Source organism: Nostocoides sp. HKS02 (assembly GCF_009707485.1).
GTDB lineage: Bacteria > Actinomycetota > Actinomycetes > Actinomycetales > Dermatophilaceae > Pedococcus.
On record NZ_CP046121.1, the window covers coordinates 3088467 to 3106382 of the forward strand.

General features: G+C 69.7%; 15 protein-coding genes. 7 read left to right on the plus strand and 8 right to left on the minus strand.

Annotation, left to right across the window (positions count from 1 at the left end; translation table 11 throughout):
* Positions 1–34 precede the first annotated feature (34 nt).
* The gene (locus tag GKE56_RS14915; protein WP_195908154.1) at positions 35–1459 is read right to left on the minus strand and encodes a polysaccharide biosynthesis tyrosine autokinase; all 1425 of its coding nucleotides are present in this window, start codon (positions 1457–1459) and stop codon (positions 35–37) included.
* A gap of 213 nt (positions 1460–1672) precedes the next feature.
* On the opposite strand from GKE56_RS14915, the gene GKE56_RS14920 reads away from it, so the two are divergent.
* Positions 1673–1960, plus strand: a complete 288-nt coding sequence (locus GKE56_RS14920; RefSeq protein ID WP_154685218.1) for a hypothetical protein — start codon at positions 1673–1675, stop codon at positions 1958–1960.
* 11 nt (positions 1961–1971) lie between these two features.
* On the opposite strand, the gene GKE56_RS14925 is transcribed toward GKE56_RS14920, so the two are convergent.
* Positions 1972–2244 (minus strand): WhiB family transcriptional regulator, encoded by a 273-nt coding sequence (locus tag GKE56_RS14925; protein ID WP_230209005.1) that lies wholly within the window; start codon positions 2242–2244, stop codon positions 1972–1974.
* Between the two features lie 261 nt (positions 2245–2505).
* Here GKE56_RS14925 and GKE56_RS14930 point away from each other — a divergent pair, with 261 nt between their 5' ends.
* The 3 genes from GKE56_RS14930 to GKE56_RS14940 all read left to right on the plus strand — a co-directional run bounded on the left by GKE56_RS14930 (position 2506) and on the right by GKE56_RS14940 (position 4636).
* Positions 2506–2805 carry a hypothetical protein gene (locus GKE56_RS14930; RefSeq protein ID WP_154685219.1) on the plus strand — a complete coding sequence of 100 codons (300 nt, stop codon included), beginning with the start codon at positions 2506–2508 and terminating at the stop codon, positions 2803–2805.
* On the plus strand, positions 2802–4358 hold the full coding sequence (locus GKE56_RS14935) for an RNA polymerase sigma factor (protein ID WP_154685220.1): 1557 nt from the start codon (positions 2802–2804) through the stop codon (positions 4356–4358). The genes GKE56_RS14930 and GKE56_RS14935 overlap by 4 nt, the downstream gene beginning before the upstream one ends.
* A gap of 80 nt (positions 4359–4438) precedes the next feature.
* A complete protein-coding gene (locus tag GKE56_RS14940) occupies positions 4439–4636 on the plus strand; it encodes a hypothetical protein (protein WP_154685221.1) in 198 nt (65 codons plus the stop codon).
* Between the two features lie 104 nt (positions 4637–4740).
* On the opposite strand, the gene GKE56_RS14945 is transcribed toward GKE56_RS14940, so the two are convergent.
* Positions 4741–5262, minus strand: a complete 522-nt coding sequence (locus tag GKE56_RS14945; RefSeq protein ID WP_195908155.1) for a LytR C-terminal domain-containing protein — start codon at positions 5260–5262, stop codon at positions 4741–4743.
* 292 nt (positions 5263–5554) lie between these two features.
* Between GKE56_RS14945 and GKE56_RS14950 the strand changes: the two genes are divergently transcribed.
* Positions 5555–12502: a DUF11 domain-containing protein gene (locus GKE56_RS14950; protein WP_154685223.1), complete on the plus strand. Its 6948-nt coding sequence runs from the start codon at positions 5555–5557 to the stop codon at positions 12500–12502.
* A 52-nt stretch (positions 12503–12554) separates the two neighbouring features.
* On the opposite strand, the gene GKE56_RS14955 is transcribed toward GKE56_RS14950, so the two are convergent.
* Entirely contained in the window at positions 12555–12839 is a 285-nt protein-coding gene (locus GKE56_RS14955; protein WP_154685224.1) for a hypothetical protein, read from the minus strand.
* Positions 12840–12879: 40 nt separating this feature from the next.
* Between GKE56_RS14955 and GKE56_RS14960 the strand changes: the two genes are divergently transcribed.
* Together GKE56_RS14960 and GKE56_RS14965 are read left to right on the plus strand one after the other, a co-directional pair.
* A complete protein-coding gene (locus tag GKE56_RS14960; RefSeq protein ID WP_154685225.1) occupies positions 12880–13032 on the plus strand; it encodes a hypothetical protein in 153 nt (50 codons plus the stop codon).
* A 556-nt stretch (positions 13033–13588) separates the two neighbouring features.
* On the plus strand, positions 13589–14848 hold the full coding sequence (locus GKE56_RS14965) for an Ig-like domain-containing protein (RefSeq protein WP_154685226.1): 1260 nt from the start codon (positions 13589–13591) through the stop codon (positions 14846–14848).
* Here the strand turns inward: GKE56_RS14965 and GKE56_RS14970 are convergent.
* The 4 genes from GKE56_RS14970 to GKE56_RS14985 are packed head-to-tail and all read right to left on the minus strand — an operon-like array spanning position 14836 to position 17901.
* Positions 14836–15876, minus strand: a complete 1041-nt coding sequence (locus tag GKE56_RS14970) for a sulfate/molybdate ABC transporter ATP-binding protein (RefSeq protein ID WP_154685824.1) — start codon at positions 15874–15876, stop codon at positions 14836–14838. The two genes, GKE56_RS14965 and GKE56_RS14970, sit on opposite strands and share 13 nt — an antisense overlap.
* Positions 15873–16691, minus strand: coding sequence for an ABC transporter permease (locus GKE56_RS14975; RefSeq protein WP_230209006.1), 819 nt, complete (start codon positions 16689–16691; stop codon positions 15873–15875). The genes GKE56_RS14970 and GKE56_RS14975 overlap by 4 nt, the downstream gene beginning before the upstream one ends.
* Complete coding sequence (modA, locus tag GKE56_RS14980) at positions 16688–17500, minus strand: molybdate ABC transporter substrate-binding protein (protein WP_154685227.1); 813 nt, start codon at positions 17498–17500, stop codon at positions 16688–16690. The genes GKE56_RS14975 and modA overlap by 4 nt, the downstream gene beginning before the upstream one ends.
* Entirely contained in the window at positions 17497–17901 is a 405-nt protein-coding gene (locus tag GKE56_RS14985; protein ID WP_154685228.1) for a molybdopterin-binding protein, read from the minus strand. Before GKE56_RS14985 ends, modA begins: the two co-directional genes overlap by 4 nt.
* Between the last annotated feature and the right edge of the window lie 15 nt (positions 17902–17916).

A 17916-nucleotide genomic window follows, 5' to 3' on the forward strand; every position in this document is an offset into this window, starting at 1 on the left:
AGTTGCTGTGGCGGCGAGTGGTGATCGGGCGTCCTCACCCCGCGGCCCGCCGTAGACGGATCCGTGAGGCCCGGGTATCGGCGCCGTAGTACGCGCCGTAGTAGCCGGTCGCGGACGAGTTGGGCGCGGCGCGGTTGAGGACGACCCCCAGGGTGTGTCCTTGGACGGCGGTCAAGCTGGTCAGGGCGTCGCGGAGCTGGGTGTCGAGGGTGCGTCCCGCAGAGACCACGACCAGGGCGCCGTCGGCGGATGCGGTCAGGAGCGCGCCGTCCGTAACCGGCAGGAGCGGGGGCGCGTCGATGATGACGGTGAGGCCGCGCTCGGCCAGCTTCTTGAGGAGACGTTGCATCGCGCGCGAGCCCAACAGCTCGCTCGGGTTGGGAGGCGTGCCTCCGGCGCCGAGTACCCGCAGGTGGGGTAGCCCGACCACCTGCTGCGCGACCTCGTCGAACTCGACCCGCCCGATGAGCACGTCGGTCAGGCCGATGCCCTCGACCAGGCCGAAGGACTCGGCGACGACGGGACGCCGCAGGTCGCCGTCGATGAGGACGACGTCGCGGTCGGCAAGGGACAGGGCCGCGGCGAGGTTGGCGGCGATGGTGGACTTGCCGTCCCCGGGAAGTGGACTGGTCACCACGATCACCCGCGGCGGGTTGTCCACATCCATGAACTGCAGATTGGTGCGCAACTTGAAAAAGGCCTCGGCGGAGTGGGCAGGGTCGTCGGCGTGCCGTAACCCCCGGGACACGACGAGGGAGACCCGCGATCCGACCCGTCGGACCATCGCCGGGCTGGTGGGGATGGTGGCCGCGACGGTCACGCCGAAGGCTCCTTCGACATCCTCCGCGCGCCGCAGCCTTCGATCCAGCTGACTGCGCACCACGGCATACCCCAGACCCAGCAGCAGGCCGACCGTGCTCCCCACGGCGACGTTCCGGGTGGGATTCGGCGAGATCGGGAAGGTGGGCAGCTCTGCGGACTCGATCGGAACAATGTGCAGCGCCTGCGACGCCGCGCCCGAGGGGTTCTCGACGGCGTCGACCTGGGTCTTCACTGCCTCCACCCAGGCGTCGGCCAGGGCCTGGGCGGCGCGCGGCGTGTCGGCTCTCGCGCTGACCTTGATGAGCACGGTGTCGAGTGGCTGAGTCACCGTCACCATCGTGATGAGGGCGGCGGGGTCGACCTTGAGGTGGAGCGCGTCGATCACGGTCTGTGCTGTCGGCCGCGAGGTGGCAAGGTCGACGTAGGACGCAGCCCGCGACTTGGCCAGCAGGTCGCTGATCGACGCGTCGGAGGCACTGGTGCTCGTCCCGGTGCTGACGAAGCCGCTCGCGTCAGCCTGGTAGACCTTGGGCTGGACGAGACTGACTGCGACGGCCAGGGCTGCGCCGAGAAGGACGCACGCGAGAACCCCGCGCCAGTACGCCCGCGCGACCCTGAGGTAGTCGGCCAGTTCCATGGTTTGCCTTGTCGTGATCGCCACGGAGCGTGTCCACTGCTGTGGGCTCCTCTCTGTAGGGACTCCGACACGCCCAGAACGTGATGCGATTCGTGACGCGCACTCGAAATCAGGACGCGAGGCGCCCGCGAGCGTGCCCCTCATCGTCACAATTCCAGCCCTATGCAGTCATTCACGGTGTGGGTCAACGGTGGCGGACAGGAGGGGCCGATCGTGCAGATCCCTGCAGATGACGCAGAGCCAGATCCCTTGCACGCCAGGCTCGCTGGCTTCATGGTCGAGATGGCTCGTGCCGAGATGGACCTTCCTCACATCGTGTTCTCCCGCGATGCGCGCGGCTGCATGGACTCGTTCTCAGGGCCGTACCCCACCGCGCTCGAGGCCCTCGTGGCGGCGGACATCGAGCAACAGATCGAGCGCGAGGTCGACAGCGGCCACGCCCTCTCGTTCCACATCGCAGCGCTGTACCCGGCGCTGAGCGGTGAGCTGGACGGGGGGTGACCGGCGCGAAGCTAGCCGGTTGACCGGCGCAGCGCGAATCGTTTCGAGAGGTGGCCGCGGTCGAGCAGCTGGCCACCCCAGACCCCCGTCTCGCGGCGCTCGACAGCCCCGTCGAGGCAGGCCTCGCGGACCGGACAAGCCCGACAGAAGCGCTTGGCGCGCTCGATGTCTTGCCAGTTCTCGGAGAACCACAGCCCGGGGTCCTGGTCGGCGCACGGCGCCTTGGCCCCCGGCCTTCGCATCGCCTCGTCGATGGTCGTGAAAAGTCGGGTGAGGCTCGCCACGGGTCTCCAAGTCGGTTTCTGGCCCAGGAGGCTCTGTCACCCTGGGCGTCCTTCTATGTGAGGCGTGGCTGCCTGGTTGGTGACGTTCCCCAGCGCGCCGTCCACTCAGATCGGGTCGACCCGAACATTTCGGACGCCGATGTGGCGTCCTGCGACGAACGGCTCGCGCGGTTGGTTGGACCCGCGTCACGGCCGGCCTGCTTAGACGTCCCCTTGTAGTGAGCCGGCTGTAGTGGGCCGGCAAATGGTGAAGGGATGGGCATGAGCGTCGAGGCCTGGAGAGATGACTCCGACAACGGCTGGGTGCCCGCTGCCCTGGGCAGTTTCGTGGTCGACATGGGTGTCGCCGAGATGGACCTGCCGCACATCGTGCTGTGCAAGGACCGCCGGGGAACCACGGCATCCTTCTCGGGGCCTTACCCCTCAGCGATCGAGGCCCTCGTCGCAGCCGACCTCGAGCAGCGCATCGAGGCGGAGGCTGACGGCTCTGACGCCTTGACCTTCCACGTCGCGGCCCTCTACCCAGCTCTGCGCCCGGCGTCGGGCGAGCGACCAGCATGACCGTGCCCCTTGATCTCTCCGAGGTCGACGACGTCGAGCTCACCTCTCGCGCCCGCGAGGGCGACGAGCGCGCCGTCGTTGAGCTGTGGACGCGGCACTATCCCGCGGCCCTGACGACGGCTCGTCGCGTCGCTCGACAGCCGCGCGACGCCGAGGAGCTCGCATCCGACGCGTTCTCCGGCATGTTGGCGGCGCTGAGCTCGGGCGGAGGTCCCACCGGGTCCGTCCGCGCATACCTGCTGACCTCGGTTCGCAACGGTGTGACGACGCGCGCCCGGAGGGCCAACGCCTCCGACATCCTCACCGACGAGGACTCCGTCCTCGAGAACGCCGCCAGGGTGCCCCCGGATCCGGTCGCGGCCGCTGGCGAGCTAGGCCTGATGCGTGAAGCGTTCGCCACCCTGCCGACGCGCTGGCAGCACGTCTTGTGGCGGACCGCGGTCGACCACGAGTCCAACATCGCGGTCGCCACCGAACTGGGGGTCAGTGCCAACGCGGTGGCCGCGCTGGCGCGGCGTGCCCGACAAGGGCTGCGAGCGGCATACGTGCAGGTGCACGTCTCACGGGGGGCGGTCGAGCCCGGGTGCGCGCCCTACATCGGGGGCTTGGCGGCGATGCTGACGACGTCCGAGGGGACGACGGCCACTGCCGAGCACGTCCGCGGCTGCGCGCGCTGCACCGAGCGGCTCGCCGAACTGAGGAGAGTGGACCAGAACCTCGCCGGCGTGCTCAGCCCGGCACTGCTCGCGCTGCTGCCGGGTGGCCTGGGCACCTTGATGGCAGCCGCTCCCGCTGGCGCGGGCGCTGCCACGAGCGGAGCTGCCACGAGCGGAGTTGCCACGAGCGGGCCTGCCACGAGCGGCCCTGCCGCGTCGGGCTCCGCCAACTGGGTTGCGCTGGCCACGGCCGCGGTCGTCGGCGGGAGCCTGCTCACCTGGGCCCTGTGGCCAGAGCGGCCCGTCGTCGATCAGGTCAAGGCGGCACAGACGCGGACGCTGACCTCGACGCCGACCAGCAGCCCTCCCACCACGGCCACGCAGCCGCCCACCAGCACGCGGCCCCCGGCTCCCACACCGTCACGGCGCCCGTCCAGCCCACCGTCTCCACGGAGCACTACTCCGCGGCCGGTGGTTGCGCCTCCTCCGTCGGTGCCGTCGGCTACCTCGACCTCCATCACGACCTCGACGACTACGCAGCCCCTGGGGCAGCTCGCCGCCGGATTGGCGATGGGCGGCCCGACGACGTCCCCCTTCATCCAGGTCTCTGCCTCTGGGCAGGAAGTGGCCGGGGGCCTGAGCCTGAGTCTGTCGGTGCCTACAGGCGTCGTCCTGGTCAGCTCCTCCGGATCGTGGCACGGGTGTGCCCAGAGCGGCACGACCATCACGTGTACTGCATCGGCGGCTCCGGCAGCGACCGGTCAGTCGTGGTCCGGAACGATCTCGACGCGGTGGGCCGCCGGAGCCAGTGGGGCCGTGAGCGCCGTCGTCACTGGCACGTATCGATCCGGGTCTGCGGCCTCCGCGAGGGCCGCGACTCGGTGGCCACCCCCGTGACGGACTGGGTGCGCGGGGGTCCGCGGCTGGGCTTCGGCCGACGTCTCCTTCCACTTTGAGGAGGTTCGATGCTTCACGGGATGGTTGTTGTGCCAGCCGACTACCTCGACGACCTTGCTGTCGCCGTCGAGCGGCTGCAGTGGCTGGGCACGGAGAGCGAGGCCCGGGCGGAGGGCGGTGATCCGATGTGCCTCCTCGACGCCTTGTGCGACGTCTACGCGGCATCCCAACGATTGGTGAAGCGCGAGTCGAGCACCGTGGGCGGAACCGTGGGCTGATGTCGGCCGATCGCGTCACAAACGCCCCGTCACGGCGTCTCCCATATGCAGGGTGGTTGCGGGGTCCTCACAGGGGTGGGGGCCCCGCAATGGCGCGGAGCGGGTCAGCCGCAGGCGGGGGCAGTTGAGTGTGTGGCGGCAGGGCGCATCGCGCTGACCGCCGGGCCGGCACCCAGGAGCACGTCCACGCTGCTGTCGCCTCGGCCGTCTGACACCTGCACCGCGCCCGGCAGGCTCGAGGCAACCAGGGCAGCCTGGTCCGTTCCACCTGTGCCGTGGATGACCCGGGGGGCGCCCGTGAACCACCGCGTCTCCGGTGCGTTGCCGATGGACACGACCCGAAATCCCTTCGTTGCCAGTTGCGCAGCCGTGCGCGAGGCCATTCCGGCAACACCCGAGGCGTTGTAGACCCCCACCCTCACGGAGCCGGCCTTCGGGAGGACGTGCGCTGAGGCGGTGCAGATCCGGTCGACCCTGCTGTCAAGGAGTCCGGCGGCATTCGCACCCACCAAGGTGACCGTGCCCAACGTCAGACCGGGCAGGCAGAGGAATGCCGCGAGCTTGCGATTGCGGCGGCTGCGCCAGATGCGCGGGTCCAGGTCAGGCGCGGCAGGCCGAGGCGACACCGTTTGGGCTCTCTTTCGCAGGTGTGGGTCGAAGGGGCGCTCGAGGACCGCGGTCCGGCGCCTGGTGATGAGAGACCGACGGCCCGAGATGATGACGCGTGAACCCTGATCGCCTGGGCCCATCGCCGCGGACGGGAGCACTAACCAGGACGAATGCCGCGAGCCGTCGAGGTCCCTCAAGTTTGTCCTTCCCCCAGCGTCACGATTTGAAGAGTCACCGCTCTCCCCATCTAGGAAGGCGACCTTCGCATCGATGGGTCGCGCCCAGCTGTGGCGATAGAGGGTGTGGAGCTTGTACACGGAGCAGTCGACGACGGCCCGAGCTTTCGACGTGGGCTCACGCGGGCACAAGGGGCTGTCGATCTTCGCCGTCCTCGTCTACCTCGCGACCTTCGTGGTGGCGATCGCCGCACCGGCATCGGCATACCAGGTGGCAACCTCGGCCCCGACCGTCGCGGGCGGCGTGGGCACGCTCACCATGCCCGGTTCCGGGTTGGCCGCATCGGTATCGGCATCGGGGCTCACCTCGGTGACCGGTGGCACCACCCTCGGTGGCCGCGGCTACGTCGCCAGCGACTACACCCCCGGCTTGGCGACGACCACGCCCGCCGTCAACGTGCTCACGGACGCGACCAACAACTGCCCCTCGGTGGGGACTTGCTCCGGGCTGGGCACTGTCACGATCACGTTCAGCCAGCCGGTGACCAATCCTGTGCTGAGTCTCGCCGGCATCGGGGGAGAGGTCCACCACCTCGACTCGAGCAACGTCGTGACGGCGATATCTCAGCTCCACGACATCCTCACCCTGACCACGCCGGGCGTCACCCTGACCGATCTGAGCGGTGGCAACCTCGCCGTCTCCGGCACCCAGATCACAGCCAACAACGCCAGCACCGGCTACCGGTGTGAAACGACAGCTCAGACCGACGGTCCTACCGGGACGACCCTGCCGTCCGCGGGAGCCACTGCGGCGTGCGGGTCAGTGCGCATCAACGGCACGGTCACCTCGGTGACGTTCAGCGTGAGCGCGATCTTCACCCAGACGACGGCGAGCGTGCCGCCATACACCAACAACACCAGCTCCGACCCCACGCACAACGCGGACGGCTTCGCGATTGCGGTCACCGCGCCTGAGGACTTCGGCGACTCCCCCTCGTCCTACGACCAGGGCAACGCTGCCCGCGCGGTGCTGTCCGACGTGCAGCTCGGCCCCAGCGTCACCGAGGACAACGCGACGGTGGCCAACGGGACGGTGTCCCCGAACGCCAGCGCGACCGCTGCCCTCGACGGCGCTGACAACGGAGTCACCCTGGGCCCGCTCAGCACCTCGATGACCAGCTACAGCACCACCGTGGCCATCAGCGGAGCAAGCAAGCCCGGCACCGCGTGCGGGTGGATCGACTTCACCAAGAACGGGGTGTTCGACACCGGCGAACGCGCCTGCGCCGCATTCGCGGCCGGCGCCACCAGCGCGACCCTCACCTGGTCCGGGCTGAGCGGGCTGACCGCAGGCAACACCTACGCGCGGTTCCGGGTCGGGTACAACGCCGCCCAGACGCAGAGCCCGATCGGGGCATCGGATGCCGGCGAGGTCGAGGACTACCTCCTGGCAGTCGCAGGTCCAGCACCCTTCGCCTGCACGACCCCGACCGTCTTCGACGCTGCAGGCACGCCCAACACCCAACTGTTCGCACAAACCCAGACCCCGACCGGGTCCACCTTCACCGCGGTCGGACCGCCCTGGGCGGGTGGCGTCTACAACGCGATCGGCTTCGACAGCGCGAGTCGACTGATGTATGCGGTCAGCGGCGCGCAGCTGCTCATCATCGACTCCACCGGTGCCGTCACGAACACCGGCGTCATCAGCGGTCTCCCGGCGACCCCGAACGTCGTCGTGGGTGCGATCGACGCCTCCGGCAACTACTACATCGAGGATGTGAACTCGGGCAACATCTACCAGGTCAATGTGGCGACCCGGGTCGCGACGCTGGTGATGAACAACCCATTCCTCAACATGTTCGACTTCACCTTCGCCAACGGCTACCTGTGGGGTCTGAACCAGCCCGCCTCCGGCGCGATGGTCATGGTGCGGATCGACCCCGTCAACAAGGTCGTGAGCAGCTTCAGCATGGCCAGCCTCGGGCTCCCCTTCGACCGGTATGGCGCCGCGTGGACCTACGGCAATGGCAACCTGGGTTTCGATCGAAACTCCGGTGGCGTGTTCCAGATCGCCGTCACCAATCCCAGCGCGGCCGCTCCGACCTTCAGCCTCGTCGCGTCCGGCTCAGGACCCGCTTCGACCGCCAACGATGGCACCTCATGCGTCCCTGGCCCGGTCGACCTGTCCATCGCCAAGACTGGCCCCGCGACCGTTCTGCCGAGCGGACAGGTCACCTGGACGCTCACCGTGACGAACAACGGGCCCAACATCAGCTCAGGCTACGTCGTCAACGACCAGGTCCCGGCGGGCTACACCAACGTCAGCAGCAGCACCCCAGGGTGCACCGTGACCGGTAACTCCGTCCAGTGCCTCGGCGGAGTGCTGGGTGTCGGTGCCAGCGCGACCATCACCCTCACCGCCAACGCGCCGCCAACCAATGGCTGCCTCACGAACACGGCCTCCGTGCTGGGCAACGAGAGCGACCCCACGGCTAGCAATGACACGTCGGCACACACCACCTGCGTAGCGAGCAACCCTGCGTTGACCCTGACCAAGTCCGCGGCGATCACGACGGACGCGAACAACGATGGCAAGGCCGGCGTCGGGGACGTGATCACCTTCTCGTTCGCGGTCAAGAACACCGGTGACGTCACCATGTCGGCCATCACCATCGCCGACCAGCTCGTCGCCCCGGCCGGTCCGGCCGTGTCGGTGACCTGCCCGCCGGGGAGTCTGGCTCCCGGCGCGACCGTGGTCTGCACGTCCTCGCCGTACACGGTGACCCAGGCCGACGTGAACGCCGGGTCGGTCGCGAACAGCGCGACCGCGTCGGGGACCCCGCCGACGGGTCCGCCGGTGACGACCCCGCCCTCGACGACCACCACCCCGACGCCCTCAACGACCGGCCTGTCCCTGGTCAAGTCCGCGGCGATCACGACGGACGCGAACAACGACGGCAAGGCCGGCGTCGGGGACGTGATCACGTTCTCGTTCGCGGTCAAGAACACCGGTGACGTCACCATGTCGGCCATCGCCATCGCCGACCAGCTCGTCGCCCCCGCCGGTCCGGCCGTGAGTGTCACCTGCCCGGCAACGGTGTTGGCGCCCGGTGCGTCCATGACGTGCACGTCCTCGCCGTACACGGTGACCCAGGCTGACGTGGATGCCGGGTCGGTCACGAACACGGCCACCGCGTCGGGGACCCCGCCGACGGGTCCGCCGGTGACCACGCCGCCGTCGACCACGACCACCCCCACCCCGAGCGGGGCGACCCTGTCGCTGACCAAGTCCGCTGCCCTGACCACGGACGCGAACAACGATGGCAAGGCCGGCGTCGGGGACGTGATCACGTTCTCGTTCCTCGTGACGAACATGGGCAGTGTGACGATGCACAACGTGTCCGTAGCGGACCAGCTGGTGGCCCCCTCCGGGCCGGCGGTGTCGGTGACCTGCCCGCCGGGGAGTCTGGCTCCCGGCGCGACCGTGGTCTGCACGTCCTCGCCGTACACGGTGACCCAGGCCGACGTGAACGCCGGGTCGGTCGCGAACAGCGCGACCGCGTCGGGCACCCCGCCGACCGGGCCGCCGGTGACCACCCCGCCCTCGACGACCACCACCCCGACGCCCACAACGACCGGCCTGTCCCTGGTCAAGTCCGCGGCGATCACCACGGACGCGAACAACGATGGCAAGGCCGGCATCGGCGATGTGATCACGTTCTCGTTCGTGGTCAAGAACACCGGTGACGTCACCATGACCGGGATCGCCGTGGCTGACCAGCTGGTCGCGCCCGCGGGTCCGGCCGTGAGCGTCACCTGCCCGGCAACGGTGTTGACACCTGGCGAGAGCATGACCTGCACGTCCTCGCCCTATGTGGTGACCCAGGCGGATGTGGACGCCGGGTCGGTCGCCAACACGGCCACCGCGTCCGGGACCCCGCCGACTGGTCCGCCGGTGACCACCCCGCCGTCGACCACGACCACCCCCACCCCGAACGGGGCGACCCTGTCGCTGACCAAGTCCGCTGCCCTGACCACGGACGCGAACAACGATGGCAAGGCCGGCGTTGGCGATGTCATCACGTTCTCGTTCGCGGTCACGAACACCGGTGACGTCACCATCAGTGGGATCGCGGTGGCGGACCAGCTCGTCGCCCCCGCGGGTCCGGCCGTGAGTGTCACCTGCCCGGCTGCGGTGTTGGCGCCGGGTGCGTCGATGACGTGCACGTCCTCGCCCTATGTGGTGGCCCAGGCGGATGTGGATGCCGGGTCGGTCGCCAACACGGCCACTGCGTCCGGGACCCCGCCGACCGGCCCGCCGGTGACGACCCCGCCGTCGACCACGACCACCCCCACCCCGAACGGGGCGACCCTGTCGCTGACCAAGTCCGCGGCGATCACCACGGACGCCAACAACGACGGCAAGGCCGGCATCGGCGATGTCATCACGTTCTCGTTCGCGGTCACGAACACCGGCGACGTCACCATGACCGGGATCGCCATCGCCGACCAGCTGGTCGCGCCCGCGGGTCCGGCCGTGAGCGTCACCTGCCCGGGCACCACCCTCGCGCCGGCCGCGAGCATGACCTGCACGTCCTCGCCCTATGTGGTGACCCAGGCGGATGTGGACGCCGGGTCGGTCGCCAACACGGCCACCGCGTCCGGGACCCCGCCGACTGGTCCGCCGGTGACCACCCCGCCGTCGACCACGACCACCCCCACCCCGAACGGGGCGACCCTGTCGCTGACCAAGTCCGCTGCCCTGACCACGGACGCGAACAACGATGGCAAGGCCGGCGTTGGCGATGTCATCACGTTCTCGTTCGCGGTCACGAACACCGGCGACGTCACCATCAGTGGGATCGCCGTGGCGGACCAGCTCGTCGCCCCCGCGGGTCCGGCCGTGAGTGTCACCTGCCCGGCTGCGGTGTTGGCGCCGGGTGCGTCGATGACGTGCACGTCCTCGCCCTATGTGGTGGCCCAGGCGGATGTGGATGCCGGGTCGGTCGCCAACACGGCCACTGCGTCCGGGACCCCGCCGACCGGCCCGCCGGTGACGACCCCGCCGTCGACCACGACCACCCCCACCCCGAACGGGGCGACCCTGTCGCTGACCAAGTCCGCGGCGATCACCACGGACGCCAACAACGACGGCAAGGCCGGCATCGGCGATGTCATCACGTTCTCGTTCCTCGTGACGAACACGGGCAGCGTGACGATGCACAACGTGTCCGTGGCGGACCAGCTGGTCGCGCCTGCGGGTCCGGCCGTGAGCGTCACCTGCCCGGCAACGGTGTTGGCGCCCGGCGAGAGCATGACCTGCACGTCCTCGCCCTATGTGGTGACCCAGGCGGATGTGGACGCCGGGTCGGTCGCGAACAGCGCGACCGCTTCGGGGACCCCGCCGACCGGTCCGCCGGTGACCACCCCGCCGTCGACCACGACGACTCCCACCCCCACGACGACCGGCTTGTCGCTGACCAAGTCCGCTGCCCTGACCACGGACGCAAACAACGACGGCAAGGCCGGCGTTGGGGACGTCATCACGTTCTCGTTCCTCGTGACGAACACGGGCAGCGTGACGATGCACAACGTGTCCGTCGCGGACCTGCTGGTGGCCCCCGCGGGTCCGGCCGTGAGTGTCACCTGCCCGGGGACCACGTTGGCGCCGGCCGCGAGCATGACGTGCACGTCCTCGCCGTATGTGGTGACCCAGGCTGACGTGGACGCCGGGTCCGTCGCCAACACGGCCACCGCGTCCGGGACCCCGCCGACCGGTCCGCCGGTGACGACCCCGCCGTCGACCACGACGACGCCCACGCCCACGACGACCGGCTTGTCGCTGACCAAGTCTGCTGTCCTGACCACGGACGCGAACAACGACGGCAAGGCCGGCGTTGGCGATGTCATCACGTTCTCGTTCGTGGTCCAGAACGCCGGTGACGTCACCATCAGTGGGATCGCGGTGGCGGACCAGCTGGTCGCCCCCGCGGGTCCGGCCGTGAGTGTCACCTGCCCGGGCACCACCCTCGCGCCGGCCGCGAGCATGACCTGCACGTCCTCGCCGTACACGGTGACCCAGGCGGATGTGGATGCCGGGTCGGTCGCCAACTCGGCCACCGCGTCGGGTACCCCGCCGACCGGTCCGCCGGTCACGACCCCGCCGTCGACCACGACGACGCCCACGCCCACGACGACCGGCTTGTCGCTGACCAAGTCCGCTGCCCTGACCACGGACGCGAACAACGACGGCAAGGCCGGGGTCGGGGATGCGATCACGTTCTCGTTCCTGGTGACGAACACGGGCAGTGTGACGATGCACAACGTGTCCGTGGCCGACCAGCTGGTGGCTCCCGCCGGTCCGGCCGTGTCCGTGTCCTGCCCGGGCACCACCCTGGCGCCGGGCGCCTCGATGACGTGCACCAGCTCGGGTTACACGGTGACCCAGGCCGACGTGAACGCCGGGTCCGTGGCCAACTCGGCCACCGCGTCGGGTACCCCGCCGACCGGTCCGCCGGTGACGACCCCGCCGTCGACCACGACCACCCCGGCCTTGATTGACCCAGGTCTGTCCCTGGACAAGAAGGTCTCGGCAATCAGCGACGCGAACCACAATCACCTGACCGACGTCGGCGACACGATCCAGTGGACGTTTGCTGTCCGCAACACCGGCAATGTGACCTTGCGGGGTGTCGCGATCAACGACGGACTGCTGACGGATGCAGGAATCGTCGTGTCGTGCCCCAAGAGCACCTTGGCGCCGGCAGAGGCGATGACCTGCGCGAGCGCGGCATACACCATCACCCAGGCCGACGCGGACGCAGGCCACGTGGCCAACACTGCAGTGAGCCGCGGCACGACTCCTCATGGGACACCGGTGGTCTCGCCCCCCGACAGCACGCTGACGCCTGTGGTTTCGGATCCACCGGCGAACAGTGCGATCGGCACGGTCCTGGCCTTCACCGGGGTCTCCCCGGGACTCTTCATGGCGGGCCTGGTCGGGCTAGTGGCCCTCCTGATGGGCCTGCTCCTCGTCTGGATCGGGCGTCGACCGCAGGGGGCCGGAAAGCACCGTTCCTGACACTCACGCAGTGATCATCACGCAGCACAGATTGAAGGTTGGTTGTGAATTCTCATTCATTTCGCTCGGGTACCTCCATGATGGGGTGCGCCCTCGTCGCCGCATCCCTCGCGCTTGGCGCATGCTCAGGGGGAGGGGGCGCGCCTGCACCGAGCACCACGTCCTCGCCCTCGAGTAGCTCGTCATCCTCGCCTAGCTCGACCTCGTCGCCGTCCACCTCGGCATCGGCGAGCTCGACAAGCCTGAAGAATGTCAAGGGCGCGGCGACATCGCTCTCGGACTTCAGGTGCAAGGCCACGGACAAGTCGTGGAACGCCACTGGCAAGCTCTCCAACACCGGCAAGTCGACCCTGACCTACCAGGTCCGGGTGGCGGTGGTGAAGGCCAAGTCCTTCACGGTCGTCGGTACCAAGCAGGCTGACTTCGTGCTCGAGGCCGGGAAGTCGGTCGACGTGAAGTTCGACCACCTCTACACCGGATCCGGTGATGGTCTGCTGTGCATCCCGTCCGTCGTGACAGGCACCAAGTAGCCGCGGGCACTGGCTGGCACGGATGAGCGCGGCCGACGCGACCCCGGGTGGGATCGTTCACGAGACCACCGTGCGCAGGTGGCGCGGACCCTACGGCGACCACTGGTGGGCGGCTGGTCCATGCGCCGACTGCGGATGGAAGGGCGCGGCTGCCGAATCGGAAGGCGCTGCCCTCGCTGACGCGACGCGTCACCGTGAGGATGCCGAGATCCGGTGAGGCGTGCCCAGCGTCCGAACCCGTGCTGCTCCGGCATGTCGCCCTCTCGGGTGAGGTGGCCAGGGGTCACGACACGCCTGACCACCTCACACTCTGGAGACGACTCGCACCGGCGTGTATGACGGACGCTGGCAGATGCGCGTGAGAGGCCGGGGCCTCCTGCCGTAACGAGCTGGACTCTCCGCGTCACGATTCCGTGGCTGTGGGCTCCCTCCACTAGGGGAACACATTCAAACCACAGCAAACGGGGGAAAGACCATGCATCATTCATCTCTGCCTGCCGCGGGTGCGGGACGGGCCTCGCGTCGACCATCCGGCGAGCGTCCGCGCGGTGGGGTGTTGGCGGCGCTCGGGGTGGCTCTGGCCGTCCTTTCCGTCTGCGTCTTCGCCGTGCCGGCCCGCGCGTCCGTGATCGCCGGCGCAATCACCTCGCTGACGACCACGTCCACCAACACCCAGCAGTACGACCGGGTGGACATCGCCTGCACGTGGGCGGTGCCCGACGGCTCGTCACCAGGCGACACGTTTACGATGCAGCTGCCGCCTGAGCTCCGCTGGTTCGGGTCGTCCAGTTTTGCCCTCAAAGCGCCGTCCGGTGAGGTCGTCGCCACTGCCCAGGCCAGCCCGAGCGGTCTGGTCACCTTCACGCTCACGGACTTCGTGCGCACCCATCCGCTGAACGTGCACGGCGACTGCGCCTTCTCGACGCAGTACGTCCTCGCGGGCACGGGTCACGACGTCACCGTGCAGTTCGCGGTCGGGTCCACGGTCATCCCGCTGGTGATCAAGACCGGTGCCCCGTGTACCCAGAACTGCGTCCCCAGCCACACCCAGGCGTTCAAGACGACCTGGTGGAGTGACGGGACCCAGCAGCGGGCGGAATCGCGGATCGTGGCGCCGCCCACGACGGGCGACGTCACCACGGTGACCCTGACGGACACGCCGCAAGCGGGGCTGGCCCTGGACTGCGCGACGGTCGTCCCACGCATCGGGCGATCGCTGGGCGCGGACGGACTTGTGATCCAACCGGGCGACGCAGGGCTCTATCCGCCGCAGGTGGTGTGCAGCCCGACGAGCCTGAGCGTCACTTGGACGGGCGTCCCGGCAGGCGAGTACACCGAGGTCAACGTCCAGAGCGCCATCACCGAACCGACCCTGGCGCGCTACACCAACACGGGCGTCGTCACGCTGAACGGGGTCACGGTGCCGGTGCAGAGTGAGCTGGCCAGGACCGACGGTGGCGGGACGGCCTCGGGTGAGACTCCGTCCCCGAGCCCAACGCCGAGCACCAGCCCAACGCCGAGCACCAGGCCAACGCCCAGCACCAGCCCAACGCCGAGTACCACCGCGACGACGACGCCCTCGGGGGCTGCGCCGACGGTGACCCATCCGCCGGTCACTCCCAGCGCGCAGACCTCGACGCCGACCGTCCAGAGCACCACCTCCGCGGCGGCTGAGGTGACGGGTTCGGCCCTCGCATTCACCGGTGCGGCCCCGTGGCCGGTTGTCGTCACCGCGCTGGCCCTGCTCGGCGTGGGCGGCCTCGCGCTGGTGACACGGGCGGTGCTCGCCTCGAGGCGGCGATCTCACGCGGCGTAGACGGCAACCTCGCTGGCCTTGACCGACAGCACGACCGGTGTTCCGGGCACCAGATCGAGCTCCGCGACTGCGGCCGGCGTCACCTCGGCGGCGATGTATGCCGTGCGCACGCGGATCTGGTGTCCGTGCGGCTCCAGTTCGGTGACCACGGCTCTGATCGTGTTGCGGGGGCTGCCTGACGGGGCCTGGCGGAAGACGCTCACCGCGCTCGGGCTGAACACCGCCACCGCGGCCTGGCCGTCGACCAGCGGATCGTCGTGCAGGCCTTCGACCCGCAGACCGGCCGAGGTGACGACGGCCGACCGGTCTGCGGTGCCGCGCACGAGGTTCAGTCCGGCGCTGCGTGCCGCAAAGGCGCTGGTCGGCCGGGTCAGCACCTGGGTCGTCGGCCCATGTTCGACGACCCGGCCCTGGTCGACCACCGCCACCTCGTCAGCCAGGAGGACGGCGTCGAGGATGTCGTGGGTGACCAGCACGGTGGTGCGGCCAGCCAGGACCCGCCGCAGGAGCTGGCGCACGGCGGGCGTGGCCTCGACGTCGAGCGACGACAACGGCTCGTCGAGAAGCAGGAGTCGTGGGTCGGTCGCCAACGCCCGTGCAACAGCCACCCGTTGCGCCTGGCCGCCGGAGAGCTGATGCGGCCGGCGGTCCGCCAGCTCGCTGGCGCCCACCTCGCCGAGCCAGTGCGCCGCCCGATCGCGAGCCTGGGCACGCGGCATACCAGCGCTGCGCAGGCCGAAGGCCACGTTGTCTGCTGCGGACAGGTGAGGAAACAGCCGCGGCTCCTGGGCCAGGAGGGCGACTCCGCGCCGGTGGGCCGGCACCCAGACGCCCTCGTCGGAGTACAACGCTCGGCCGTCGAGGTCGATCCGTCCCGCGTCCGGCCGGAGCAGTCCCGCGATGCAGCCGAGCAAGGAGGACTTCCCCGCGCCATTGGGGCCGAGCACCGCGACGGTCCGCCCCTGCTGGACCGCCAGCGTGACCTCAAGATCTCTCGTGGCGAGTCGCAGGTGGGCGTTGAGGCTCACAACGCCCACCTGGCACGCTTCGTCAGCCCGATGACCAGGACGGAGATGGCGACCAGGAGCAGCGAGAGCGCCACCGCTGCCTGCGGGTCGGTTTCGCGTTGGAGGTAGATCTCGAGCGGCAGGGTCCGGGTGACTCCTTGCAGGCTGCCGGCGAACGTGATCGTGGCGCCGAACTCACCGAGGGCGCGGGCGAAAGCGAGGACTGCACCCGAGGCCAACCCCGGCGCGACCAACGGCAGTGTGACCCGGAGGAACACCCTGGTCGGGCTCGCCCCCAAGGTTGCAGCGATCTCCTCGAAGCGCTGCCCGCCGGTGCGCAGTGCGCCCTCGAGACTCACCACGAGGAACGGGAGTGCGACGAAGGTCTGCGCCATGACCACGGCAGTCGTGGAGAAGGCGATCTGCAGGCCGAGTACCTCGATGGTGTGCCCCAGCAGCCCACGTCGCCCGAACGTGTACAGCAGGGCGATGCCGCCGACGACGGGAGGCAGCACGAGGGGCAACAGCACCAGCGAACGGACGACGGACTGCCCACGAAAGCTCGTCCGCGCCAGCACCAAGGCCATGGGGACGCCGAACAGCACGCACAGGAGGGTGCTGGCGACCGAGGTGCGCAGGCTCAGCGCGAGGGCAGCCCGCGAGGAGTCGCTCGAGATCAGGGCGCCGAACCGTGCCCAGTCGACCCGCGTCAGCATCGCGACCAGCGGCAGGGCGACGAACAGGCCGCCGAGCGCGGCCGGCAGGAAGACCCACGAAGGCAAGCCGAGCCGTGGGGCCCGGGTCAGCTCCCCAGTCGTCGTGCGGGTCAGCGTCACGGGGCCTTGCCGAACCCCGCGGTGGCCAGCACCCGCTGACCCAGCTCGCCGGTCACCGCATCGACGAAGGCCTGGGCGAGGGCGGCGTTCCGGCTGCTCTTGAGCGGCGCGATGGGGTAGGTGTTCACGACTCTCGACGAGTCGGCGAACGGCACACCGTGGACCGTCGACCCAGCCGCCTTGACGTCGGTGACGTAGACGAGTCCCGCATCGGCCTCGCCCGAGCTCACCTTGCCGAGGACATCGGTGACGGACTGCTCCTCGCTCACCGGCCTGATCCGTATGCCGGCCGCCGCCTCCACCTTGGCCGCCGCCGAGCCGCACGGCACGACGGGCGCGCACAGGACGACCTTGACCCCAGGCTTCGCGAGGTCTGCCAGTGCGGTGACCTTGGCAGGGTTGTCGGGCGGCACGGCGATCTCGAGCGTGTTCGTCGCGAACGCCACTGGGGGAGCGGCGGTGAGGGAGTCGCGGACTGCCTTGGCCATGTTTGCCGTGTCGGCTGAGGCGAACACGTCGGCGGTAGCACCCTGCTGGAGCTGGGCCACCAGGTCGGATGACCCGGCGAAGCTGAACATGACCCTGGCGCCCGGGTGGGCCTTGGCGAACGCGGCGCCGATGCTGGTGAAGGTCTTCTTGAGCGAGGCCGCCGCGAACACCGTGAGCTCACCGGTCACCGCGGCGGACCCTGACGTGCTCGACCCCGACCCGCTAGAGGCGCTCGACCCGCTCGATCCCGCACACGCGGACGTGCCGAACACCAAGCTCAGGGACGCGACGGCGGTCATCGCCGCGAGACGGCGGGTCATGACACGCCCTCGGCCGTCTCGACGATGACCGTGGTGGACTTGACCACCGCGATGGCCACCGAGCCCAGCTCTAGCCCGAGGTCGCGGACTGCCTCGCTGCTCATCAACGACACCACCCGAAACGGCCCGCACTGCATCTCGACCTGCGCCATGACCTTGTCCTGGACGATGTCGGTGACCAGTCCGACGAACCGGTTGCGCGCCGACCGGCCCACGCCTGTCGGGTCGGTGGCGGTGCGCGCCTGGTCGCGCGCCAGCAGGGCGACCTGATAGCCGTCGACGACCTTGCGACCGGCGTCGTCGGCCTCGGCGGGGAGCGCCCCGCTGTCCACCCACCGGCGCACGGTGTCGTCGCTGACCCCCAGGAAGGAAGCGGCATCCCTAATCCGTAGTTGCGTCACAGAGTGAAGCATAGA